The organism is Synechococcus sp. CS-1328 (genome assembly GCF_025128095.1).
Classification (GTDB): domain Bacteria; phylum Cyanobacteriota; class Cyanobacteriia; order PCC-6307; family Cyanobiaceae; genus CBW1002.
Genome location: NZ_JAHLYT010000019.1, coordinates 75340 through 92810, shown reverse-complemented (window position 1 = coordinate 92810; position 17471 = coordinate 75340). Strand labels below are relative to the sequence as shown.

The window sequence follows — 17471 nt, the reverse complement described above, 5'->3', positions numbered from 1 at the left end:
AGTTGTTCAGGTTCAAAGCAGCACTGGCAGCTTGAGGGGACAGCACCTCTGGCTGCCGGTGCCTGCTGCAGCCGACGATTGGCCGGAAACACCGGCATTGAGATGCCGATAACCAAGACCATTGGTTCAGCACGTGCTTGTGCTCGCTGGCGCTGCTGGTTTTGGGCGACAAACTCCTAGTGAGCTGAGCCGCCGGCGCCAGGCCAGGCTCAGTACGCTTTCGCTTACTGCAGGCTGGCCCAGTCGGCGGCATTGAGCAGGGGGAACAGGCCATCTTCCCTTTCCACTGCAGCCAGCCAGGTGGCATTCAACTCGTCGTTGCCCTGATCGATCGCCTCCATCAACCGCCAGAAACGATCCAGATGGCGGTGGATGCGCTCGCGCGCCAGATCGGTGGTGGTGCCGGCCCGCAGGATGAAGCTCCAGTCGGAGCTCTGGGCCAGCAGCAGCTCCCGGCCGGCCTGGGTGAGCAGATCGCGCTGACGTTCGCTGCCCACGCCGCGGTTCACCCGCCGCACCATCGCCTGGGAGGCGCGATGCCACTGGGGAATCACCCAGGCGTTGGTGTCGTTCAGCCAGTAGTCGTGATAGCCCCCCTGACCCCAGCTGGAGGGGGAGGGCCGGCAGACCTGGAGCTGATCCCCACCGGTCAGCACCTCGCGCAGATGGCAGAAGCGCACGCCGCTGCCGGGCGACTGACGGAACAGCTCCGCCAGGAAGCCCGGCCCCTCGAACCACCAGTGGCCGAACAGCTCCGCATCAAACGGGGCCACCAGCAGCGGCGGCCTGTCCATGGCCGAGCCCAGGGCCTGCAGCTGCTCGGTGCGCCCGGCCAGATAGGCGGCGGCATGGTCCGCCAGGCGAGCCTGGGCCGCAGCCGGGTCGTAGGGACGCTTGCGCTCCAAGGGGCAGTCGCGGCCACTCACACAGTGCAGCTTCAGACCGAGCGGCCGGCGGCTGCTGATGCCGGCCTCCTCAAGCACCGCATCGCTCAGATCCCAGCCGAGATCGCGGTGGAATTCGCGGTACACCGGATCGCCGGGATAGCCCTCGCTCGCACTCCAGACCGGCAGGGTGGAGGCGCTGTCGCGTGCGAAGAAAGCCACGCCCGCCGGCGAGCAGATCGGCGCGTAGACGCCGTACCTGGGTCTGGGCAGGGCATGCAGCAGACCGTGGCCGTCGAGCAGGGAGTAGCGCAGGCCGGCGCTGACCATCACCTGATCGAGGCCTTCGTAATAGGCGCATTCCGGCAACCAGATGCCGAGGGGTCGCTCCCCCAGCAGGCGCTGGTGCTCGCGGATGGCGGTGAGCAGCTGGGCGCGGACCGCCTCGGGGGTGTGGCGCAGCAGCGGCAGATAGCCGTGGGTGGCGGCGCAGGTGATCAGATCCAGCACCCCCCGTTGCTGCAGGGCCCGGAAGCGAGGCAGCAGGGTGCCGCCACTGGCGCGGAACTGGTCGGCTGCGGCCTGGAGGCGCACCTCCAGATCCAGGGCCGCGGCCCGGTGACTGGAGGGCGCCAGAGCCAGGAGCTGCTGCCGTTGCTCCAGCCAGGCCGGGAAGCGGGCGTTCAGATCAGGGTCGCAGAGCAGCGACAGCAGGGTGGGGGAGAGCCCCAGGGTGAGGCGCGGCTGTTGCTGAGGATCAGCCGCTGCCGCCTCGAGCATGGCCACCAGGGGCAGGTAGCACTCCTGCAGCGCCTGGAAGTACCAGTCTTCCTCCAGGGAGCCCGGATCCCCCGAACGCACGTAGGGGAGATGGGCGTGGAGCACCAGGGCCAGATTCCCTGCGGCCATGGGCTTGCGGCGATCCAGGCAGTGTAGGCCTCGCCCCTAGGCTGAACGTTGTCGCCCTCCACCCCATGCAGCTGGTCCTGGCGGTTGACGGTCACGGCATGTTTTATGCCCAGCAGAAGCTGGGTTGGTTCTTCGATCCCCGCCGCCTGCTGGAGCTGGCCCGCGAGCAGGCGGGTGGGGAACCAGCCAGCGCCTTCTGGTACGCGGGCCTCAAGGATCACACCGATCAGCGCCCCTTCCGGGACGCTCTCACCAGCCTGGGCTTCACCGTGCGCACCAGGCCGCTGCGGGAGTTCGGCGGCGGCGACACGGAGACCCGCCACTACGGGCGGGCCAATCTCGAGGTGGAGATCGCCATCGATCTGATGGCGGTGGCCGGCCGCACCGACGAGGTCTGGCTGCTGAGCGGCAGCCGTGACCTGGAGCGCCTGGTGGAGGTGCTGCGGGCCCGGGGCCTGCGCATCGTGGTGATGAGCACCGAGGGGATGGTGGCGCGGGAACTGCGCAACGCCGCCGATCGCTTCGTCGATCTGGCCAGCCTGCGCGACCGCCTCGAAAAGGCCGAGGCCCTGCAGTCGCCCGTGTTCCAGCGCCAGGGGGCGGCCCAGGCGACCCCCTAGACTCCGCTTAACTCATACTCATTCCGACTTAACTGCCATGGCCCGCGATCCCGGCCGGGTGCTGATCTTCGACACCACCCTGCGCGACGGCGAGCAGTCGCCCGGTGCCAGCCTCAACCTCGAGGAGAAGCTGGCCATCGCCCAGCAGCTGGCCCGGCTTGGTGTGGACATCATTGAGGCCGGCTTTCCCTTCGCCAGCAGCGGCGACTTCAACGCCGTGCAGCGCATCGCCGCCAGCGTCGGCACCCCTGAGGGACCGGTGATCTGCGGCCTTGCCCGCGCCGCCCGCGGCGACATCAAGGCCTGCGCCGACGCCGTGGCTCCGGCGGTCCGCCGCCGCATTCACACCTTCATCGCCACCAGCGACATCCACTTGGAGCACAAGCTGCGCAAATCCCGCGCCGAGGTGCTGGCGATCACCGCTGAGATGGTCGCGTACGCCCGCTCGCTGGTCGACGACGTCGAGTTCTCCTGCGAGGACGCCGGCCGCTCCGATCCGGACTTCATGTACGAGGTGATCGAGGCGGCGATCCGGGCCGGGGCCACCACGATCAACATCCCCGACACGGTGGGGTATGCCACGCCATCGGAATTCGGTGCGCTGATCGCCGGCATCAATGCCCACGTGCCCAACATCGACCAGGCCGTGATCTCGGTGCACGGCCACAACGACCTCGGCCTGGCCGTTGCCAACTTCCTCGAGGCCGTCAAGCACGGCGCCCGCCAGCTCGAATGCACGATCAATGGCATCGGCGAGCGGGCCGGCAATGCCTCTCTTGAGGAGCTGGTGATGGCCCTGCACGTGCGGCGCAGCTACTTCAACCCCTTCCTGGGCCGACCGGCAGACAGCACCGAACCGCTCACGGGCGTCCGCACGGAGGAGATCACCAAGACCTCGCGCTTGGTGAGCAACCTCACCGGTATGGCGGTGCAACCCAACAAGGCGATTGTGGGGGCCAATGCCTTCGCCCACGAATCGGGCATCCATCAGGACGGCGTGCTCAAGAACCGCCTCACCTACGAGATCATCGACGCCCGCACCGTGGGGCTCAGCGACAACCGCATCTCGCTGGGCAAGCTCTCCGGCCGCAGTGCCTTTCGCGCCCGACTGGAGGAACTCGGCTACACCCTCGAGCGCGAGGATCTCGACGACGCCTTCGCCCGCTTCAAGGAGCTGGCCGACCGCAAGCGCGAGATCAGCGACCGCGACCTTGAGGCGATCGTCAGCGAGCAGGTGCAGCTGCAGGATGAGGCCCGTTTCACCCTCAAGCGGGTCCAGGTGAGTTGCGGCACGGGGCTGCAGCCCACGGCCACCGTCACCCTGCAGACGGCCGATGGCGCCGAACGCACCGAGGCGACCATCGGCACGGGCCCTGTGGATGCGGTCTGTCAGGCCCTGAACCGACTGGCCCAGGTGCCCAATGAGCTGGTGGAGTTCAGCGTCAAATCGGTCACCGAGGGCATCGATGCCATGGGCGAGGTGACGATTCGCCTGCGGGCCGCCGGGGTGCTCTACTCCGGCCATTCCGCCGACACCGATATCGTGGTGGCGGCGGCCCAGGCCTTCGTGAACGCGCTCAATCGCCTCGTGGCCGGAGCCCAGCGAGCCCCTCTGCATCCCCAGAAGGCGCCCCTGCCGGTGGCCGAGATGCCGAGGCTCTAGATCGATGGGCCGCGCCCTGCTGCTGCTGCAACGCGGTGCTGTTCCTGGTGGCGAGCTTCCAGATGGGCGTGGCTCGCTTCCTGGCCCATGACTCCGATCCGCTCGGGGCCAGCAGCGCCTTTCAGGCTGCCTTGGCCATGTTGACAGCAACGCTGTTTTCGGTGCTCGACGGCGCCTTCGACTTTCTGTTCACGTCGATGCAGGCGGGCGTGGCCAGCGCGGTTCTGCCGGTTCTCTATCTGCTGAGCTGGGCGGTGAATCTGCTCTGCGTCGTGCTGGCTCTGGGCTCGATGGAGACCTTCCTGCGCCTTCTGCAGCGCTCGGCCTCCCAGCCTTGAGGCGGTGCGGCCCCGGCTAGCCTTCAGCCGCTTCAGGGACCCCCGATCCGCCGCGCCATGTCCCGTTCCGCCCGCGGTCGGTCCCGTCCCTCCCTCGCCAGTGGCCTGCAGCTGGCGGTGCTGTTGCTGGTGGCCCTGCTGATGCTCCTGCCCCTGCTGTGGCTGGTGAGCACGTCGCTCAAGGGACCCGCCGAGGACATCTTCACCAGCCCGCCGGCCCTGCTGCCGGCCCAGCCGAGCCTGCAGGCCTACGGGCGGCTGTTCACAGAAAATCCGCTCGGTCTCTACCTGCGCAACAGCGCCATCGTCAGTGCCCTGGCGGTGCTGGCCAATCTGCTGTTCTGTTCCCTGGCGGCCTATCCCCTGGCGCGGCTGCGTTTCGCCGGTCGCGGTCTTGTGCTGGCCCTGGTGGTGGCCACGATCCTGATTCCCTTTCAGGTGGTGATGATTCCGCTGTATCTGCTGATGGTGCAGATCGGCCTGCGCAACACCCTCTGGGCCCTGATCCTGCCCCAGGCGGCCACCGCCTTCGGCATCTTCCTGTTGCGTCAGAGTTTCCTGGGGGTGCCCGTGGAGCTTGAAGAGGCCGCCCGGATCGATGGCTGCACCCCCCTGGGCGAGTGGTGGAACGTGATGATCCCGGCGGCTCGGGCTGATCTGATCACCCTGGCGATGTTCGTGTTCATCGGCACCTGGAGCGATTTTCTCTGGCCCCTGGTGATTCTCGACGACCCTCAGCTCTACACCTTGCCGCTGGGGCTGCAACAACTGGCCAGCAGCTTCTCGCTCGACTGGCGTCTGGTGGCAGCGGGTTCGGTGGTTTCGATCCTGCCCGTCCTGGTGCTGTTCATCGGCCTGCAGCGCTACATCCTGCCCAACGCCAGCGGCGACGCCGTCAAGGGCTGACCCCCTGTCAGGGGGTGACGGCCGGCTTGGTTGGTTTGCTCGTCGCCGGCGCCGGTGGGGCTGGGGCGGGACTCGACGAGGCCGGTGCCTCCACGGCGGGGGGGATCTCCAGTTCGGGAGGCAGCTGGCGGCGGCTGATCTGGCGGACTTCGACCCGCAGCCGTTCCTGCTGACCCTGCAGATTGGCGATCGATCCTTCCAGGCGCTCGAGCTTGCGCAGCCGCTCGGAGGTGCTGCGCAGCTGCTGTTCCAGAATCGTGGTGCGCTCCAGGGCGCGGGAGTTCTCCAGCCCTTCGACCCGATCGCGCAGCTGGCGCAGACTGCGGCTCTGCTCGCGGTACTTGCCGAGGATCACCACGAACAGCACCACGAGCATCGTGGAGATGCCCACCAGAAGCCAGGGAACCCACAGGGGTGCCTCGGGCAGGGAGGGGCTTCGACTGCTGGAGGCGGGTGCCATCGCGGCGAAACGGCGTGTCTGGTTCGATCCTGGCCGGTCGCCTCTCCCCTGGCCACCCATGGCTGAGCTCTGCAATGGCTCGGCCCAGCCAAGACTCAGCCCTGCAATCGCTCCGCCCCCCGCAGCAGGGCCTCCTGGGTGCCCTGATACACCGCTGCGGCTTCCTCGGCGCTGCGGCCGATGCAGGTCATGCCGAGCTTGCCGTATTGCGACAGGCAACCGAGCAGATGGAAGAGGCTGCCGCGCAGATGGGCCGGATCGAAGTGCAACCCTGCTTCGGCGACCAGATCGATCAGATCTTCCGGCAGCAGCCCCCGCAGGCGGGGATCGCAGAGGTTGTCGGTGGCCTCGTAATAGAGGGCCTGGCCCGAGGGGGAGAGGAAGGCGCCAGTGGCGGGATCGAGCCGGCCGCTGGTGGTGTGGCGCAGGGCCATGAAGGGATGGGTGGTTCCCCCCTGGCGCAGATTCACCTCGATGGCCTGCAGATCCCAACGGTCCGAGAACCGCCGGGCCACCACGTCGACGGCGTAGCGCTCCAGCGCCCCTTCGGCGGCGAGGGCCTCACCGATGCGCTGGCCCATCTCCATCAGCGGCAGGCGGTAGGCGGCATGGGCAGGAAAGGAACACCCCTCGAAGGTCTGGCCGGAGCTGCCGCCCAGCCGCTGCTCATGGGTGGAGAGCACCTCCACGAAGCCATCGGGATGGATCATCCCCTGCACGCTGGGGGAGCTCTGCTGCTCGCCCCCCTCCAGCCAGGCCTCCACCAGGGCCCCCTGCCGGGCCAGCAGCTCCTGCCAGTGCTGGCTCGGCATCGGCAATCGCTCCAGGGCCTGCCGCATCACGACCAGGCGCTCGCCGGAGCTGCGGCCGGGCAGATCGAGGGGCTCGAGATCGAGCCTGGCATTGCCCTCGCCGCTGAAGCCCTCGTTGAGCTTCACCACCAGCCGCTGCAGACCTGGGTTGTGATCCCAGAGATCCACGGCCGCTGCCGCCAGGTCCTCCAGGGTGAACATCACCGCGCTGCCTGGAGGATGGGGCACAGCGCAGCGGGCAAACAGCTCACGGCTGCCGGCCTTGGTGCCCCATCGGGCCAGAGCGGGATCGCAACCCAGCAGCGGAACCTGCAGGCGCTCGGAGAGAGTCCGCTCCAGATCGGTCACGGTGTAGCAGCTCAGAAAGCTGCGCCCTGGCCGCAGCTGCTCGCGGATGCGGGCCAACAGGGCCGGCCGCTCCAGGAGCTTGGCGGTGAGCGGCCGCGGTGAGGCGTCGTTGGTGTCGAACAGGTGCAACCGGCGGCGGGCATGGGACGCCGGCATGCCGGGCAACAGCTCCAGCACCGCATCCACCACCAAGTCAGGCAGCAGCGTGCTGGTCACGTACACCACCCGCACGCCTGGATGGCGCAGCCGGATCAGGTTGAAGAGCTGGCGTTCCTCGTAGTGGTGCACGCCGGTCACCAGCTGGATCTGGTGCTCCTCCATGGTGAGCGAGGGCACCACCAGCTGATCGAACTGGGCGTCAGCCCGATCGCCGTGATCGCCCCAGTGGCCACCCCAGCCCTGCCGTAGCTGGGCCTGGAGCTCCGCGAAGCTGAGCGCCATGGCCTGGCCGCCGGACTATCCCCATGCTGCTGAGCCCAGGCCGCCGCGCCAACCCTCCGATTTGTCCTGGGTAGCCTGCGAGGGTCGAGCCCGGATGGGATGGCCGCTTGAGCAGAGCCCACCATCGCCCGCCGCCCCGCTGGTGGGACTCCCTCTGGATCGGCCTCACCAGCGTGGTGATCGGCGCGGTGCTGGCCGCGATCATCCTGGCGATGGCTGAGCAGGCGCGCCGCAACGGCAATCTCGAGCAGGCCCGCGACAGCACCGTGATGCTGTTCTCCCCGGCCATCTTCCTGCTGGCTGGTGGCGGGCTGATCAGCCGCGGCCTGCTGGGTCTGGCCGGTGCATTGCTTCGCCGGTGGTCCCGCCGAGGCGGAGCCACACCGCATCAGTTTTCCCACGCCACTGGGGCCGATCCCAGTCCACGCCATCGTCCCCAGACACCCCCCACCCCTGCTCCGCTGCCAGCTGCGGCGAAAGCCGGCCCTGAAGCCGCGCCACCGAGCGATCTGCGGGGACACGATCGCTACCTCCGCGCCTGCGCCGAGCTCGGCGTCCCACCCGGCAGCGACTGGCCCGTGATCCGGGCCAGCTGGCGCCGCAAGCTGCAGCACTGGCATCCGGATCAGGGCGGTGATCCGGAGCTCTGGTATCGCCGCCTGGCGGCTTACACCCTGCTGGAAGCCTGGGAGCGGTTTGACCACGACAGCAAGGATGCCGACAGGCCTGATGCGGATCGGGAGCAGTGAGGGTCCCGGTCTGACTGATCAGGCGCTGTAGGCCTTGCGGGCCGGGATCGGATAGGGGATGCGCCGATGCCGCATCCGTTTCCAGACCCGCACAAAGGCGCGCACCAGCAGCTCCAGATCGGCCTGTCCCAGTCCGCTGCTGGCCAGTTGGCCATCGTGGCGCCGCGCTTCGATGATGCGCCGCACCATCGCGCCAGCCTCCTGCTCCGAGGTGCCTGGCGGCAAGGAGCGCAACGCCGCCTCGCAACCATCGGCCAGCATCAGAATGGCGGTTTCAGGGCTGCGCGGCGCCGGCCCCCGGTAGCGGAAGGCGGCCTCCGGAACGGAGGGATCGCGCTCACGGGCCTGATAAAAGAAATAACCCATTTTCAGGGTGCCCTGGTGCTCGGGAATGAAGTCCGCCAGGGGGCGGGGCAGGCGGTGGCGGCGCGCCAGGGTCAGGCCTTCATCGACGTGGGCCTGCAGGATTTCAGCGCTGCGGAAGGGGTCATCGAGGCTGTCGTGGGGATTATTACCATCCCCCTGATTCTCGATGAACCACTGCGGGGCATGCAGTTTGCCCACATCGTGATAGAGGGCCCCGGTGCGGATCAGGTCCACATCGGCCCGGATCGCCCGCGCCCCCTCCTCGGCCAGGCCGGCGATCATCAGGGTGTGCTCGAAGGTGCCAGGCGCCTCACAGGAGAGTCGCCGCAGCAGGGGTCGCTCCAGATCGGCCAGTTCCAGCAGGCGAGCCCGCGTCAGCAACCCGAAGGAGCTCTCCACCAGCGGCGCCAGCAGCACACCCGCCATCACCAGGCCACCCATCAGCAGCGCTTCGCTGAGCAGCTGGGAGGCTTCAGGCAGCCGACCACCGGTGACCCCCGTCAGCCCGGCCAGCTGCACCAGAAGCCATTGCAGCACCAGGGCGGCGGTGGGTAGCAGCACGGCCAGCTGCAGCAGCTGGACACGGTTGCGCTGGCGGCTGGCCACGATCGCCGCCACCGCCGCGATCGTGGCCGCCAGCAACACCCGCACGTTCACCAGCGCATCCAGTGGCAACGGCCACAGCAGGGAGGCCCCAGCCAGCCAGGCCAGACCGGCCACGGTCCCCAGCCCCTCGGCCAGCAGCAGGGTGGGCGGGACCAGCAGGGCCATCGGGCTGGCGGCCGGACCCAGCCAGAGCTTGAAGGCCTGCACCACCAACAGCATGCCCAGCACCAGCAGGGCCTGTCGCGGTTCGGCCCGGGCCCGCCAGCGGCGCAGCACCAGCAGGATCAAACCACAGGTGGCCAGGGCCTCCGTGACGTGCTGCAACCAGGCCAAGGGCCTCGGCTGGCGACTCACCAGCCCGAAATAATCGAGCACGTCATAGGCCTGGGAGCTGATCGCTTCCCCCTGGCGGGTGATCAGATCACCGCGCTTCACGGCGATGGTGGGAACGCCTTGCTGGGTCACCAGATCTTCAATGCGGCGCTGGGTGAGGGCCGCATCGGTGCGCAGGTTGCTGTGGCCGGCCACGGATTCCGCCACCAGCCGTGCGGCAAGCCGGCGGCCCGTACTCGGCAGACCCTCGAAGTGGAGGTGGGCGGCGCTGACCAGCTGGCTGTCGGCCACAGTCGCCACCAGTCCCTGGCCGAGCATGCGGGCCTGAACCTGACGCACCTGGGTGGTCCAGTCGGTCCATTGGGTCGGGCTGAGCGATTCGAGCCACGCCTGCTCATCCGGACTGAGGGTCTGGGTGCCGAGGCGCTGCTGGGGAGAGGTGATCGAGAGCTTGAGGCGACGCAGCTCCAGCTCCAGGCGGGCCTGCAGATCGCGGCTGGCCCGATCGTCCACCACCTGCACATGGCTGCGGGGCACCAGCTGGCTGCGACGCAGCTCGAGCTCCTCACTGTCCACCACCGTGGCATCGCGGGGAGCGCGGGCCGTGAACGGGGATGGAAAGCCAGGCTGCAGGCTGGGTTGGGTGAGCCAGGGCCAACTGGTGACCAACGCCACCAGCAGGCACATCAGCAGCACACCCGCCGTGGCCTGCATGCTCCAGGCCGCCAGCGGCTGGCGAGGGCATTCCAGGCGCACGAAACGTCGCCACAGAGTCCTGGCACGACGCACTGGAATCCCCATGACCACCAAGCTAGCGAGGGGCCCGCTGGGACGAAACAACCCAGGCATGCTGGATGCCGAGATGCCGCGATCTGCATGGCCACCCGTCTGGACGGACGCCTTTTGGCCCAGGAGATCGAGCAGCGCCTGGCCGTCGTGGTCGCCGAGCGGCGGGAGCGGGCTGGCAGGCCGCCGGGGCTGGCGGTGCTGCGGGTGGGCGACGATCCCGCCAGCGGCGTCTATGTGGCCAACAAGGAGAAGGCCTGCGCCCGTGTGGGCATCCGCAGCTTCCTGACCCACCTGGAGGCCGGAACCCCTGCCGAGGAGGTGCTGACCGCGATTCGACAGCTCAACGCCGATCCCTGCGTGGACGGGATCCTGCTGCAGTTGCCCCTGCCGGCCGGCCTCTGCGAGGGGCCCCTGCTGGCCGCGATCGATCCGGACAAGGACGCCGACGGCCTGCACACGCTCAATCTCGGCCGGCTGCTCAAGGGAGAGCCTGGTCCGCGCAGCTGCACCCCCGCCGGCGTGATGGCCCTGCTGGCCTGCTCCGGCGTGGAGCTGCGGGGCAAACGGGCGGTGGTGGTGGGCCGCAGCATCCTGGTGGGCCAGCCGATGGCGCTGATGCTCCAGGCGGCCGACGCCACCGTGAGCGTGGCCCACTCCCGCACCAGCGACCTGGCGGCGCTGACCCGCCAGGCGGATGTGCTGGTGGTGGCGGCCGGCCGGCCCCGGATGATTGGGGCCGAGCACGTCAAGCCCGGGGCGGTGGTGGTGGACGTGGGCATCCATCGCCTCGATCCCGACCCATCAGCCGGTCCGCAGGCCCGGGCCAAACTCTGCGGAGATGTGCGGTTCGAGGAGGTAGATCCGATCGCCAGCGCGATCACGCCGGTACCTGGCGGGGTGGGCCCGATGACCGTGACCCTGTTGCTGGTCAACACCGTGACCAGCTGGTGCCAGCGCAGCGGCCTCGATCAGCCCCTGGCCGACCTGCTGCCCTGAGGCAAGGACTGCGCGAGGACTGCGCACTGTTGCGATCAGCCGCGCTGCTGGCGCCCGGACGTGGCGACAGGTCTATGGCCTGAGAGAATCGCCGCCAGTGCGCAGCAACCCATGGCCGTGGCGGTGAGCACGGAGTTTGATTTCGCCGCCTACCTGGAGGCAGCCCGCCACAGGGTCGAGGCGGCCCTGGATGGGTCGCTCGGGCCGGAGCATCCCGAGAGCCTGCGGGACTCGATGCGGTATTCGCTGCTGGCCGGTGGCAAGCGGCTGCGGCCGATCCTCTGCCTGGCGGCCTGCGATCTGGCCGGCGGTGAGAGTGATCTGGCCCTGCCCACGGCGGTGGCGCTGGAGATGATCCACACCATGTCGCTGATCCATGACGATCTCCCCGCCATGGACAACGACGACCTGCGGCGGGGCCGTCCGACCAACCACAAGGTCTATGGCGAGGCCAATGCCATCCTCGCCGGAGATGCCCTGCTCACCCGGGCCTTCGAAATGGTGGCCCTGCGCAGCCCCGGAGTTCCTGCCGCCCAGTTGCTGGCGGTGGTGGGCGAGCTGAGCCTGGCGGCCGGAGCCCCGGGCCTGGTGGGAGGCCAGGTGGTGGACCTGGAATGCGAGGGCAAGCAGGTCGACCTCGACACGCTCGAGTACATCCATCTCCACAAGACCGGCGCCCTGCTGCGCGCCTGCGTGCTCTCCGGTGCCCTGATCGCCGCTGCCCCGGATCCATTGCTTGAGGCCCTGCGGACCTACGCCCGCGGCATCGGGCTGGCCTTCCAGATCATTGACGACATCCTCGATGTGACCGCCAGCAGCGAGGTGCTCGGCAAGACAGCCGGCAAGGATCTCACCGCCGACAAGACCACCTATCCCAAACTGCTGGGCCTGGAGGAATCCCGCAAGAGGGCCGATGCCCTGGTCAGCGAGGCCAAGGCCGCCCTCGAGCCATGGCGTGACAAGGCGGCGCCACTGCTGGCCCTGGCCGACTACATCACCAGCCGCGATCGATGAGTGCAGCCCACGATCCGAATGTGGCGGCGGCTTTCTTCTCCAACGGTGTTCTCGCCTGGGGTCTGGCGGCCTGTGGCACCGCCCAGCTCTCGAAGCTGGTGATTGAACTGGTGGTGCACCGCCGCTGGCGGCCCGCCGTGCTGGTCGAGACCGGTGGCATGCCCTCCAGCCATTCGGCGCTGATGACCGGCACCACCGCCGCCATCGGTTGGCAGCTCGGCTTTGCCGATCCCCTCTTTGCCCTGGCGTCTGCCCTCTGCTTCGTGGTGCTCTACGACGCCAGCGGTGTGCGCCGCGCCGCCGGGCAGATCTCCACCCGGGTCAACGCGCTGCCCGATCGCCTCTGGCTGGAGCGGGATGGAGCCGCCAATGATGACAGTGCTGCACGCAAGCCGCTCAAGGAAAACCTCGGCCATACCCGGCTCGAGGTGCTGGCCGGCAGCGTCATGGGTCCGGCCGTGGCCCTGCCCGGCCTCAGCCTGGTGGGATCTCCGCTCGATCTTGCCGCTTGGATCGCTGACGCCCTGAGCGGCGCCGCCAGCCTGGGTTGAGCAGCGCCTCCCGCAGCTCCTCCGCCGCAGCACCGGCCGACAACGGCGAGGGGCTCACCGCCGATCAGCACCAAGCCCTGGCCGCCTTCGCCACCTGGCTGGCGGCTCCGGCCGATGGCACCCCCTTTGTGCTGCAGGGCTTTGCCGGCACCGGCAAGACCTTCCTCTCGATGCGGTTTCTGGCACTGGCGGAGGCCGCCGCCCTCTGCTGGACCGTGGTGGCGCCGACCCACAAGGCCGTGGGGGTGCTGCGTCACCATCTGCAACGACAGGGCCTGCAGCCCACCTGGTATCCCTCCACGATCCACCGGCTGCTGCGCCTGAAGCTGCGGCGCGAGCGGGATCTGGAACGCTGCGAGGAAACGGAGCAGACCGCCGCCGCCCTCGAATCGCTGGGGCTGGTGCTGGTGGACGAGGCCTCGATGGTGGATGGCACCCTGCTGGAGATCACCCTGCGCTGTGCCCATCCGTTCCGCACCCGGTTGGTGTTCGTGGGCGATCCGGCCCAGCTGCCGCCGGTGGGGGAGCCGAGCAGTCCTGTGTTCGCGATCGGGCGGGCCCAGGGAGCGGCCCTGCAGCAGGTGGTGCGCCATCAGGGCCCGGTGCTGCGCCTGGCCGAGGGGGTGCGGCTCGGAGCCCTCCCCTGTCGCCAGCCGCCACCCCTGCCGGCCCTGTGCAGCCCCCAGGGGCAGGTGGCGTTGCTGGATCGGCGCGCCTGGCTCGCGGCCGCCCAGGAAGCGCTGCAACGCTCCGCCGCAACGGCCGACCCCGATCAAGTCCGGATTCTCTGCTACACGAACCGCCGGCTGGAGCAACTGGTGCCGATTGCCCGCCGGGCCCTGCACGGAACCATGGCCGACCAGCTGCCGGTGCTGCCCGGTGAGGTGCTGATCAGTCGCTCCGCCGTGATGGCACCGGCCTGCCGCGAGGGGGCGGAGGCCGCGGAGGAACCCGACATGGTGCTGGGCTCCAACCGCGAGCTAGTGGTGCAGGACGTGCAGCCCGAGCGCTGCGATCTGCGCGACTTCGGCGTCGACGAGGCGCCGCTGATCGACACCCTGACGGCTTCGGTGGAAGCGGGTGAAACCCAGCTGCAGCTGCGCCTGCTGCCGCCGATCGGCTCCTCAGGCCGTGGGGCCCTGGAGACGGTGCTGACCAAGCTGCGCCAGGAGGCGCGCGAGGCCGGACGCAAGAGCGGCAAGGCACTCTGGCGGCGCTTTTTCCTGGTGCGCGATGCCTTTGCCTCCCTGGGGCCGGCGGCTGTGCTCACCGTCCATCGCAGCCAGGGCAGCACCTTCGGCGAGGTGTTCGTGGATGGGGATGTCTTCTGGCCCCCGGATGAACGGCTGCGGCGCCAGCTCGTCTATGTCGCGGTGAGCCGGGCCTCGCAGGCGGTCTGCCTGGCTGCAGGCCCAGCCAACCCGGCCGAGCAGGAGCGATGGCGACACTGGCTGGAGGGGGGATGAGTCGCATTCGGCAGGGCCACCACCCAGAGGCGTTGCACCCTGCAGACGTGTGGCTCAGCGCATCGGCAACTGCAGGCCGTCAATGCCCTGCCAGCCCAGATAGCCAGCCAGCAGAAGGCTGACCCCCGCCACGATCAGTTCGCCCCGTTCGAACAGCCAGGTCTTGGCCCGCTGCAGCAGCGGCAGCACACGATCGCTGCCCAGCAGCAGCACGGCGGCAAAGGGCACGAGCAGCAGCAGGCTGCTGGCCAGGCTGAAGAGCAGGGTGATCAGGGCTTCCTGGCCGCGGCCCAGGTCGGAGGCCAGCAGGCTGCCCGCCGTCTTGGCATAGAGAAACAGGTCTTCGGGGCTGATCACCTGCAGCACGCCACTGAGGCCCAGCAGCAGTGGCAGGGGCATGGCGCAGAAACGCTCCAGCTGGGTGGTCCAGCTGGGGGGCTGATCACCGGCGGCGCTGCGGCCCAGCAGTTCGCGCAGACCCAGGGCCAGGAGGGCTCCGGCTCCGAGCAGATCGAGGCCGGTGCGATGGACCGAGCCCTTCTCCATGCCCAGCAGCAGGCCGTGCCCGATGGTCACCAGCAGGGTCACGGTGAGCACGGAGGTGAACAGCCAGCCCGCCACGAACCACCCGCCCCGCTGCAGGGGGCGTGGACCGAGCAGCAGCAGGAACAGCAGGCCGAGATGGACCGGCGAGAACCCCACCGCCAGCGCGAAGGCGCTCAGCTCGCCCAGCAGGGGGGCAGGCAGCGAACCGGCGGATCCGGCGGTAGCAAGGAGGGACATGGGTTCGGTCGGAGCCTTCAGGGCCACTGCACCGGGGCATTCCAGCGCAGGATCACCCGTTGGTCCCGTTCCTTGCCGAGCACACCGATGCAGGCGGTATCCAGGGCCAGCAGGGCACCGCCCGCCGCGCCCAGACCCAGCCAGGTGCCGGCGAGGCTGCGCAGCAGATGGCCATGGGCAAACAGGGCCACCCGTCTGGGTTCAGCGGCGGGCAAGGGGGGGATGGAGTCGGAGAGCGGCTTTGCGGCCAGCGCAGCGGCCTGGGCGATCACGCGCCGGCAACGCTGCTCGACGCCCTCCAGGGTTTCCCCCTCGGGGCAGGGATGGCTCCAAATCGTCCAGCCCGGCACGGAACGGCGGATCTCGGCGGTGGTGATGCCTTCATAGGCGCCGTAATCCCACTCCTGAAGGTCATCGCAGTGGATGGCCTGCCCGGCCAGACCGGCCAGCTCGCAGGTGCGCAGGGCCCTCTGCAGCGGGCTCACCAGCACCGCCGTGAAGCGATAGCGGGCCAGAAGCGGTGCCAGGGCGCGGGCTTCCGTCTCCCCTTCCGGCAGCAGGGGCAGATCGGTTCGGCCGGTATGGCGGCCACTGCGGGCCCAGGAGGTGGCGCCATGACGCAGCAGCCACAGTTCCAGAGGGGAAGCAGCAGGCACCGATCCTGTGGATGTCGCCTCGGAGGAGTCGATCAGGAGCGCACCTCAAACCAGTCTTCGCCGGTGAGCGGGATCTGGCTGGTCTCCACCCGGTTGACGCGGGCGTGGAGCGGACCCTTGTCACACCAGAGTCTGAAATCGTTGAGCTGGCTGAGCTGGCCTTCCGCTTCCATTTCCACCGTGCCATCGGTTCGGTTGCGCACCCAACCGGCCAGGCCCAGGCCCACGGCCGTGCGGCGACAGGCCTCGCGGTAGCCCACCCCCTGCACCACCCCCTGGGCAATCAGGCGCCAGCGCATCAGCGGCAAGGCGGCGGGAGGCTCCCTGCGGCTCACAAAACGGGACTCGGGGTCAGGGGCGCGGCGCGGACGGCTGCGGCGGCCAAGCGTCTCGGTATCTTCGGGCAACCAGCCCAGTGGAGATGCAGCCAGGAAGCGTGCATCGTGCCGCTCGTCCATCCTTCCACCCTCCGCGGATTTCCCCAGCCTTCAAGCTGCCACAGCCGGTCGCAGCTGGCTACGTCGCGCGACATTTCGGGATCATCTGTGAGCTGCCAGCGGTGGAATTCATGGCCCACCAGCCGCTCTCCGCGGCGCACAAGCAGGCCGTCCCGTTCGCCCACGGCCTCGCGGTAGCCGAGGCTGAGGCCACCGCGGCGGGCCGTGAAGGGCAGCAGCCCCGCCATCCCATGGCGGCGCCCCTGCTGGTCTTCCAGCGAGCGGCCCAGCAGCAGCAGGCCGCCGCACTCCGCCACCAGGGGCACGCCGGCGGCCGCAGCCTGGCGTAACGATCCGAGGCTGCGTTGAGCCGCCGCCAGCGCCGGGGCGTGCAGCTCCGGATAGCCACCGGGCAGCACCACCGCTCGGCAGCCGGCTGGCAGGGGCTCATCCGCCAGGGGGCTCCAGGGCCGAGCCTCCAGGCCGAGGGCCGCCAGGAGTTCGGTGGCTTCCGGGTAGCGGAAATGGAAGGCGGCATCGCTGGCGATTGCCAGCGGCAGGGGAGCGCCCTTGCGAGCGTCACCTGGGGATTCCATGGATCCTGACGCGAGGCACCAGCGGATCGGATCCTGCTGCTGGGGCAGGGTCGCCACCGGTGAGAGCAGCGGCCAGATCCGCTCCAGGTCGAGATGCTGCTCCGCCAGAGAGGCCCAGGCCGCTTCCCGCGCGTCCAGGTCGTTGAGCTCCTGCGGTGGCAGCAGCCCCAGATGGCGGGAGGGAAGTTCCAGGGCGGGCGACACCGGCAGAATCCCCAGCAGGGGCACGGCGATCGCGTCGAGGGCCTCCCGCAGCAGGGCACGATGCCGGTCGCTGGCGACGCGGTTCAGCACCACCCCGGCCAGCCGCACCGGCGGTGGCCCGTGATCCCGAAAGCCCCGCACCAGGGCCGCGATCGAACCGGCCTGGCGCGAGGCTTCCACCACCAGCACCACCTGCAGATCCAGCAGGGAAGCCACCTCGGCTGAACTGCCCGCACTGGTGGGGCCGCGGCCGTCGAACAGGCCCATCACCCCTTCCACCAGGCAGAGGTCGGCCCGGCTGCCATGCCAGTGGAAACTGCGGCGCACCCACTCCGGGCCACACAACAACGTGTCGAGGTTGCGGCAGGGTTGGCCGCTGACCCGACTCAGCAACTGCGGGTCGAGGTAGTCCGGACCCACCTTGAAGGGCTGAATCCGCAGGCCCCGCCGCCGGGCCAGGGCGGCCAGGGAGAGGCTGAGCAGGGTCTTGCCGCTGCCGCTGCAAGGCGCGGCGATCAGGCAGGCCATGGAGGTTTGGGATGTC

General features: G+C 69.3%; 17 protein-coding genes. 9 read left to right on the top strand and 8 right to left on the bottom strand.

Going from position 1 to position 17471, the window contains the following annotated elements; translation table 11 throughout:
- Window positions 1–224: 224 nt before the first annotated feature.
- On the bottom strand, window positions 225–1793 hold the full coding sequence (locus KQ310_RS03350) for a glycoside hydrolase family 57 protein (RefSeq protein ID WP_259720362.1): 1569 nt from the start codon (window positions 1791–1793) through the stop codon (window positions 225–227).
- A gap of 65 nt (window positions 1794–1858) precedes the next feature.
- Between KQ310_RS03350 and KQ310_RS03345 the strand changes: the two genes are divergently transcribed.
- Genes KQ310_RS03345 through KQ310_RS03330 form a run of 4 tightly spaced genes read left to right on the top strand, consistent with a single transcriptional unit; the run spans window position 1859 to window position 5320 of the window.
- The gene (locus tag KQ310_RS03345) at window positions 1859–2413 is read left to right on the top strand and encodes an NYN domain-containing protein (RefSeq protein ID WP_259720361.1); all 555 of its coding nucleotides are present in this window, start codon (window positions 1859–1861) and stop codon (window positions 2411–2413) included.
- A gap of 37 nt (window positions 2414–2450) precedes the next feature.
- A complete protein-coding gene (locus KQ310_RS03340; protein WP_259720360.1) occupies window positions 2451–4076 on the top strand; it encodes a 2-isopropylmalate synthase in 1626 nt (541 codons plus the stop codon).
- A 35-nt stretch (window positions 4077–4111) separates the two neighbouring features.
- On the top strand, window positions 4112–4414 hold the full coding sequence (locus KQ310_RS03335) for a hypothetical protein (protein ID WP_259720359.1): 303 nt from the start codon (window positions 4112–4114) through the stop codon (window positions 4412–4414).
- Window positions 4415–4471: 57 nt separating this feature from the next.
- A complete protein-coding gene (locus KQ310_RS03330; protein ID WP_259720358.1) occupies window positions 4472–5320 on the top strand; it encodes a carbohydrate ABC transporter permease in 849 nt (282 codons plus the stop codon).
- 7 nt (window positions 5321–5327) lie between these two features.
- On the opposite strand, the gene KQ310_RS03325 is transcribed toward KQ310_RS03330, so the two are convergent.
- Window positions 5328–5780 carry a hypothetical protein gene (locus KQ310_RS03325; RefSeq protein ID WP_259720357.1) on the bottom strand — a complete coding sequence of 151 codons (453 nt, stop codon included), beginning with the start codon at window positions 5778–5780 and terminating at the stop codon, window positions 5328–5330.
- A gap of 95 nt (window positions 5781–5875) precedes the next feature.
- Window positions 5876–7381: a peptide ligase PGM1-related protein gene (locus KQ310_RS03320; RefSeq protein ID WP_259720356.1), complete on the bottom strand. Its 1506-nt coding sequence runs from the start codon at window positions 7379–7381 to the stop codon at window positions 5876–5878.
- Between the two features lie 107 nt (window positions 7382–7488).
- Between KQ310_RS03320 and KQ310_RS03315 the strand changes: the two genes are divergently transcribed.
- Entirely contained in the window at window positions 7489–8130 is a 642-nt protein-coding gene (locus tag KQ310_RS03315; RefSeq protein WP_259720355.1) for a hypothetical protein, read from the top strand.
- 18 nt (window positions 8131–8148) lie between these two features.
- Here KQ310_RS03315 and KQ310_RS03310 read toward each other — a convergent pair whose 3' ends face one another.
- Window positions 8149–10236, bottom strand: a complete 2088-nt coding sequence (locus tag KQ310_RS03310) for an HDIG domain-containing metalloprotein (RefSeq protein WP_259720354.1) — start codon at window positions 10234–10236, stop codon at window positions 8149–8151.
- 75 nt (window positions 10237–10311) lie between these two features.
- On the opposite strand from KQ310_RS03310, the gene folD reads away from it, so the two are divergent.
- From folD to KQ310_RS03290, 4 genes are all read left to right on the top strand, one after another.
- A complete protein-coding gene (folD, locus tag KQ310_RS03305) occupies window positions 10312–11220 on the top strand; it encodes a bifunctional methylenetetrahydrofolate dehydrogenase/methenyltetrahydrofolate cyclohydrolase FolD (protein ID WP_259720353.1) in 909 nt (302 codons plus the stop codon).
- 111 nt (window positions 11221–11331) lie between these two features.
- Window positions 11332–12234 (top strand): geranylgeranyl diphosphate synthase CrtE, encoded by a 903-nt coding sequence (gene crtE / locus KQ310_RS03300; RefSeq protein WP_259720352.1) that lies wholly within the window; start codon window positions 11332–11334, stop codon window positions 12232–12234.
- Window positions 12231–12785 (top strand): divergent PAP2 family protein, encoded by a 555-nt coding sequence (locus KQ310_RS03295; protein ID WP_259720351.1) that lies wholly within the window; start codon window positions 12231–12233, stop codon window positions 12783–12785. Before crtE ends, KQ310_RS03295 begins: the two co-directional genes overlap by 4 nt.
- The gene (locus KQ310_RS03290; protein WP_259720350.1) at window positions 12782–14251 is read left to right on the top strand and encodes an ATP-dependent helicase; all 1470 of its coding nucleotides are present in this window, start codon (window positions 12782–12784) and stop codon (window positions 14249–14251) included. The genes KQ310_RS03295 and KQ310_RS03290 overlap by 4 nt, the downstream gene beginning before the upstream one ends.
- A 54-nt stretch (window positions 14252–14305) precedes the next feature.
- Here the strand turns inward: KQ310_RS03290 and KQ310_RS03285 are convergent, their stop codons facing one another.
- The 4 genes from KQ310_RS03285 to KQ310_RS03270 are packed head-to-tail and all read right to left on the bottom strand — an operon-like array spanning window position 14306 to window position 17455.
- Window positions 14306–15034 carry a GAP family protein gene (locus KQ310_RS03285; RefSeq protein ID WP_259720349.1) on the bottom strand — a complete coding sequence of 243 codons (729 nt, stop codon included), beginning with the start codon at window positions 15032–15034 and terminating at the stop codon, window positions 14306–14308.
- A gap of 17 nt (window positions 15035–15051) precedes the next feature.
- Complete coding sequence (locus tag KQ310_RS03280) at window positions 15052–15690, bottom strand: histidine phosphatase family protein (protein ID WP_259720348.1); 639 nt, start codon at window positions 15688–15690, stop codon at window positions 15052–15054.
- Between the two features lie 32 nt (window positions 15691–15722).
- On the bottom strand, window positions 15723–16025 hold the full coding sequence (locus tag KQ310_RS03275; RefSeq protein ID WP_259720347.1) for an acylphosphatase: 303 nt from the start codon (window positions 16023–16025) through the stop codon (window positions 15723–15725).
- Entirely contained in the window at window positions 16022–17455 is a 1434-nt protein-coding gene (locus tag KQ310_RS03270; RefSeq protein ID WP_259720346.1) for a cobyrinate a,c-diamide synthase, read from the bottom strand. Before KQ310_RS03270 ends, KQ310_RS03275 begins: the two co-directional genes overlap by 4 nt.
- Window positions 17456–17471: the final 16 nt, after the last annotated feature.

Bases quoted from the DNA above. Each gene is read 5' to 3' on its own strand.
- KQ310_RS03350 (WP_259720362.1), bottom strand. From the start codon at position 1,793: ATGGCCGCAGGGAATCTGGCCCTGGTGCTCCACGCCCATCTCCCCTAC.
- KQ310_RS03345 (WP_259720361.1), top strand. From the start codon at position 1,859: ATGCAGCTGGTCCTGGCGGTTGACGGTCACGGCATGTTTTATGCCCAG.
- KQ310_RS03340 (WP_259720360.1), top strand. From the start codon at position 2,451: ATGGCCCGCGATCCCGGCCGGGTGCTGATCTTCGACACCACCCTGCGC.
- KQ310_RS03330 (WP_259720358.1), top strand. From the start codon at position 4,472: ATGTCCCGTTCCGCCCGCGGTCGGTCCCGTCCCTCCCTCGCCAGTGGC.
- KQ310_RS03325 (WP_259720357.1), bottom strand. From the start codon at position 5,780: ATGGCACCCGCCTCCAGCAGTCGAAGCCCCTCCCTGCCCGAGGCACCC.
- KQ310_RS03320 (WP_259720356.1), bottom strand. From the start codon at position 7,381: ATGGCGCTCAGCTTCGCGGAGCTCCAGGCCCAGCTACGGCAGGGCTGG.
- KQ310_RS03310 (WP_259720354.1), bottom strand. From the start codon at position 10,236: ATGGGGATTCCAGTGCGTCGTGCCAGGACTCTGTGGCGACGTTTCGTG.
- folD (WP_259720353.1), top strand. From the start codon at position 10,312: ATGGCCACCCGTCTGGACGGACGCCTTTTGGCCCAGGAGATCGAGCAG.
- crtE (WP_259720352.1), top strand. From the start codon at position 11,332: ATGGCCGTGGCGGTGAGCACGGAGTTTGATTTCGCCGCCTACCTGGAG.
- KQ310_RS03295 (WP_259720351.1), top strand. From the start codon at position 12,231: ATGAGTGCAGCCCACGATCCGAATGTGGCGGCGGCTTTCTTCTCCAAC.
- KQ310_RS03285 (WP_259720349.1), bottom strand. From the start codon at position 15,034: ATGTCCCTCCTTGCTACCGCCGGATCCGCCGGTTCGCTGCCTGCCCCC.
- KQ310_RS03270 (WP_259720346.1), bottom strand. From the start codon at position 17,455: ATGGCCTGCCTGATCGCCGCGCCTTGCAGCGGCAGCGGCAAGACCCTG.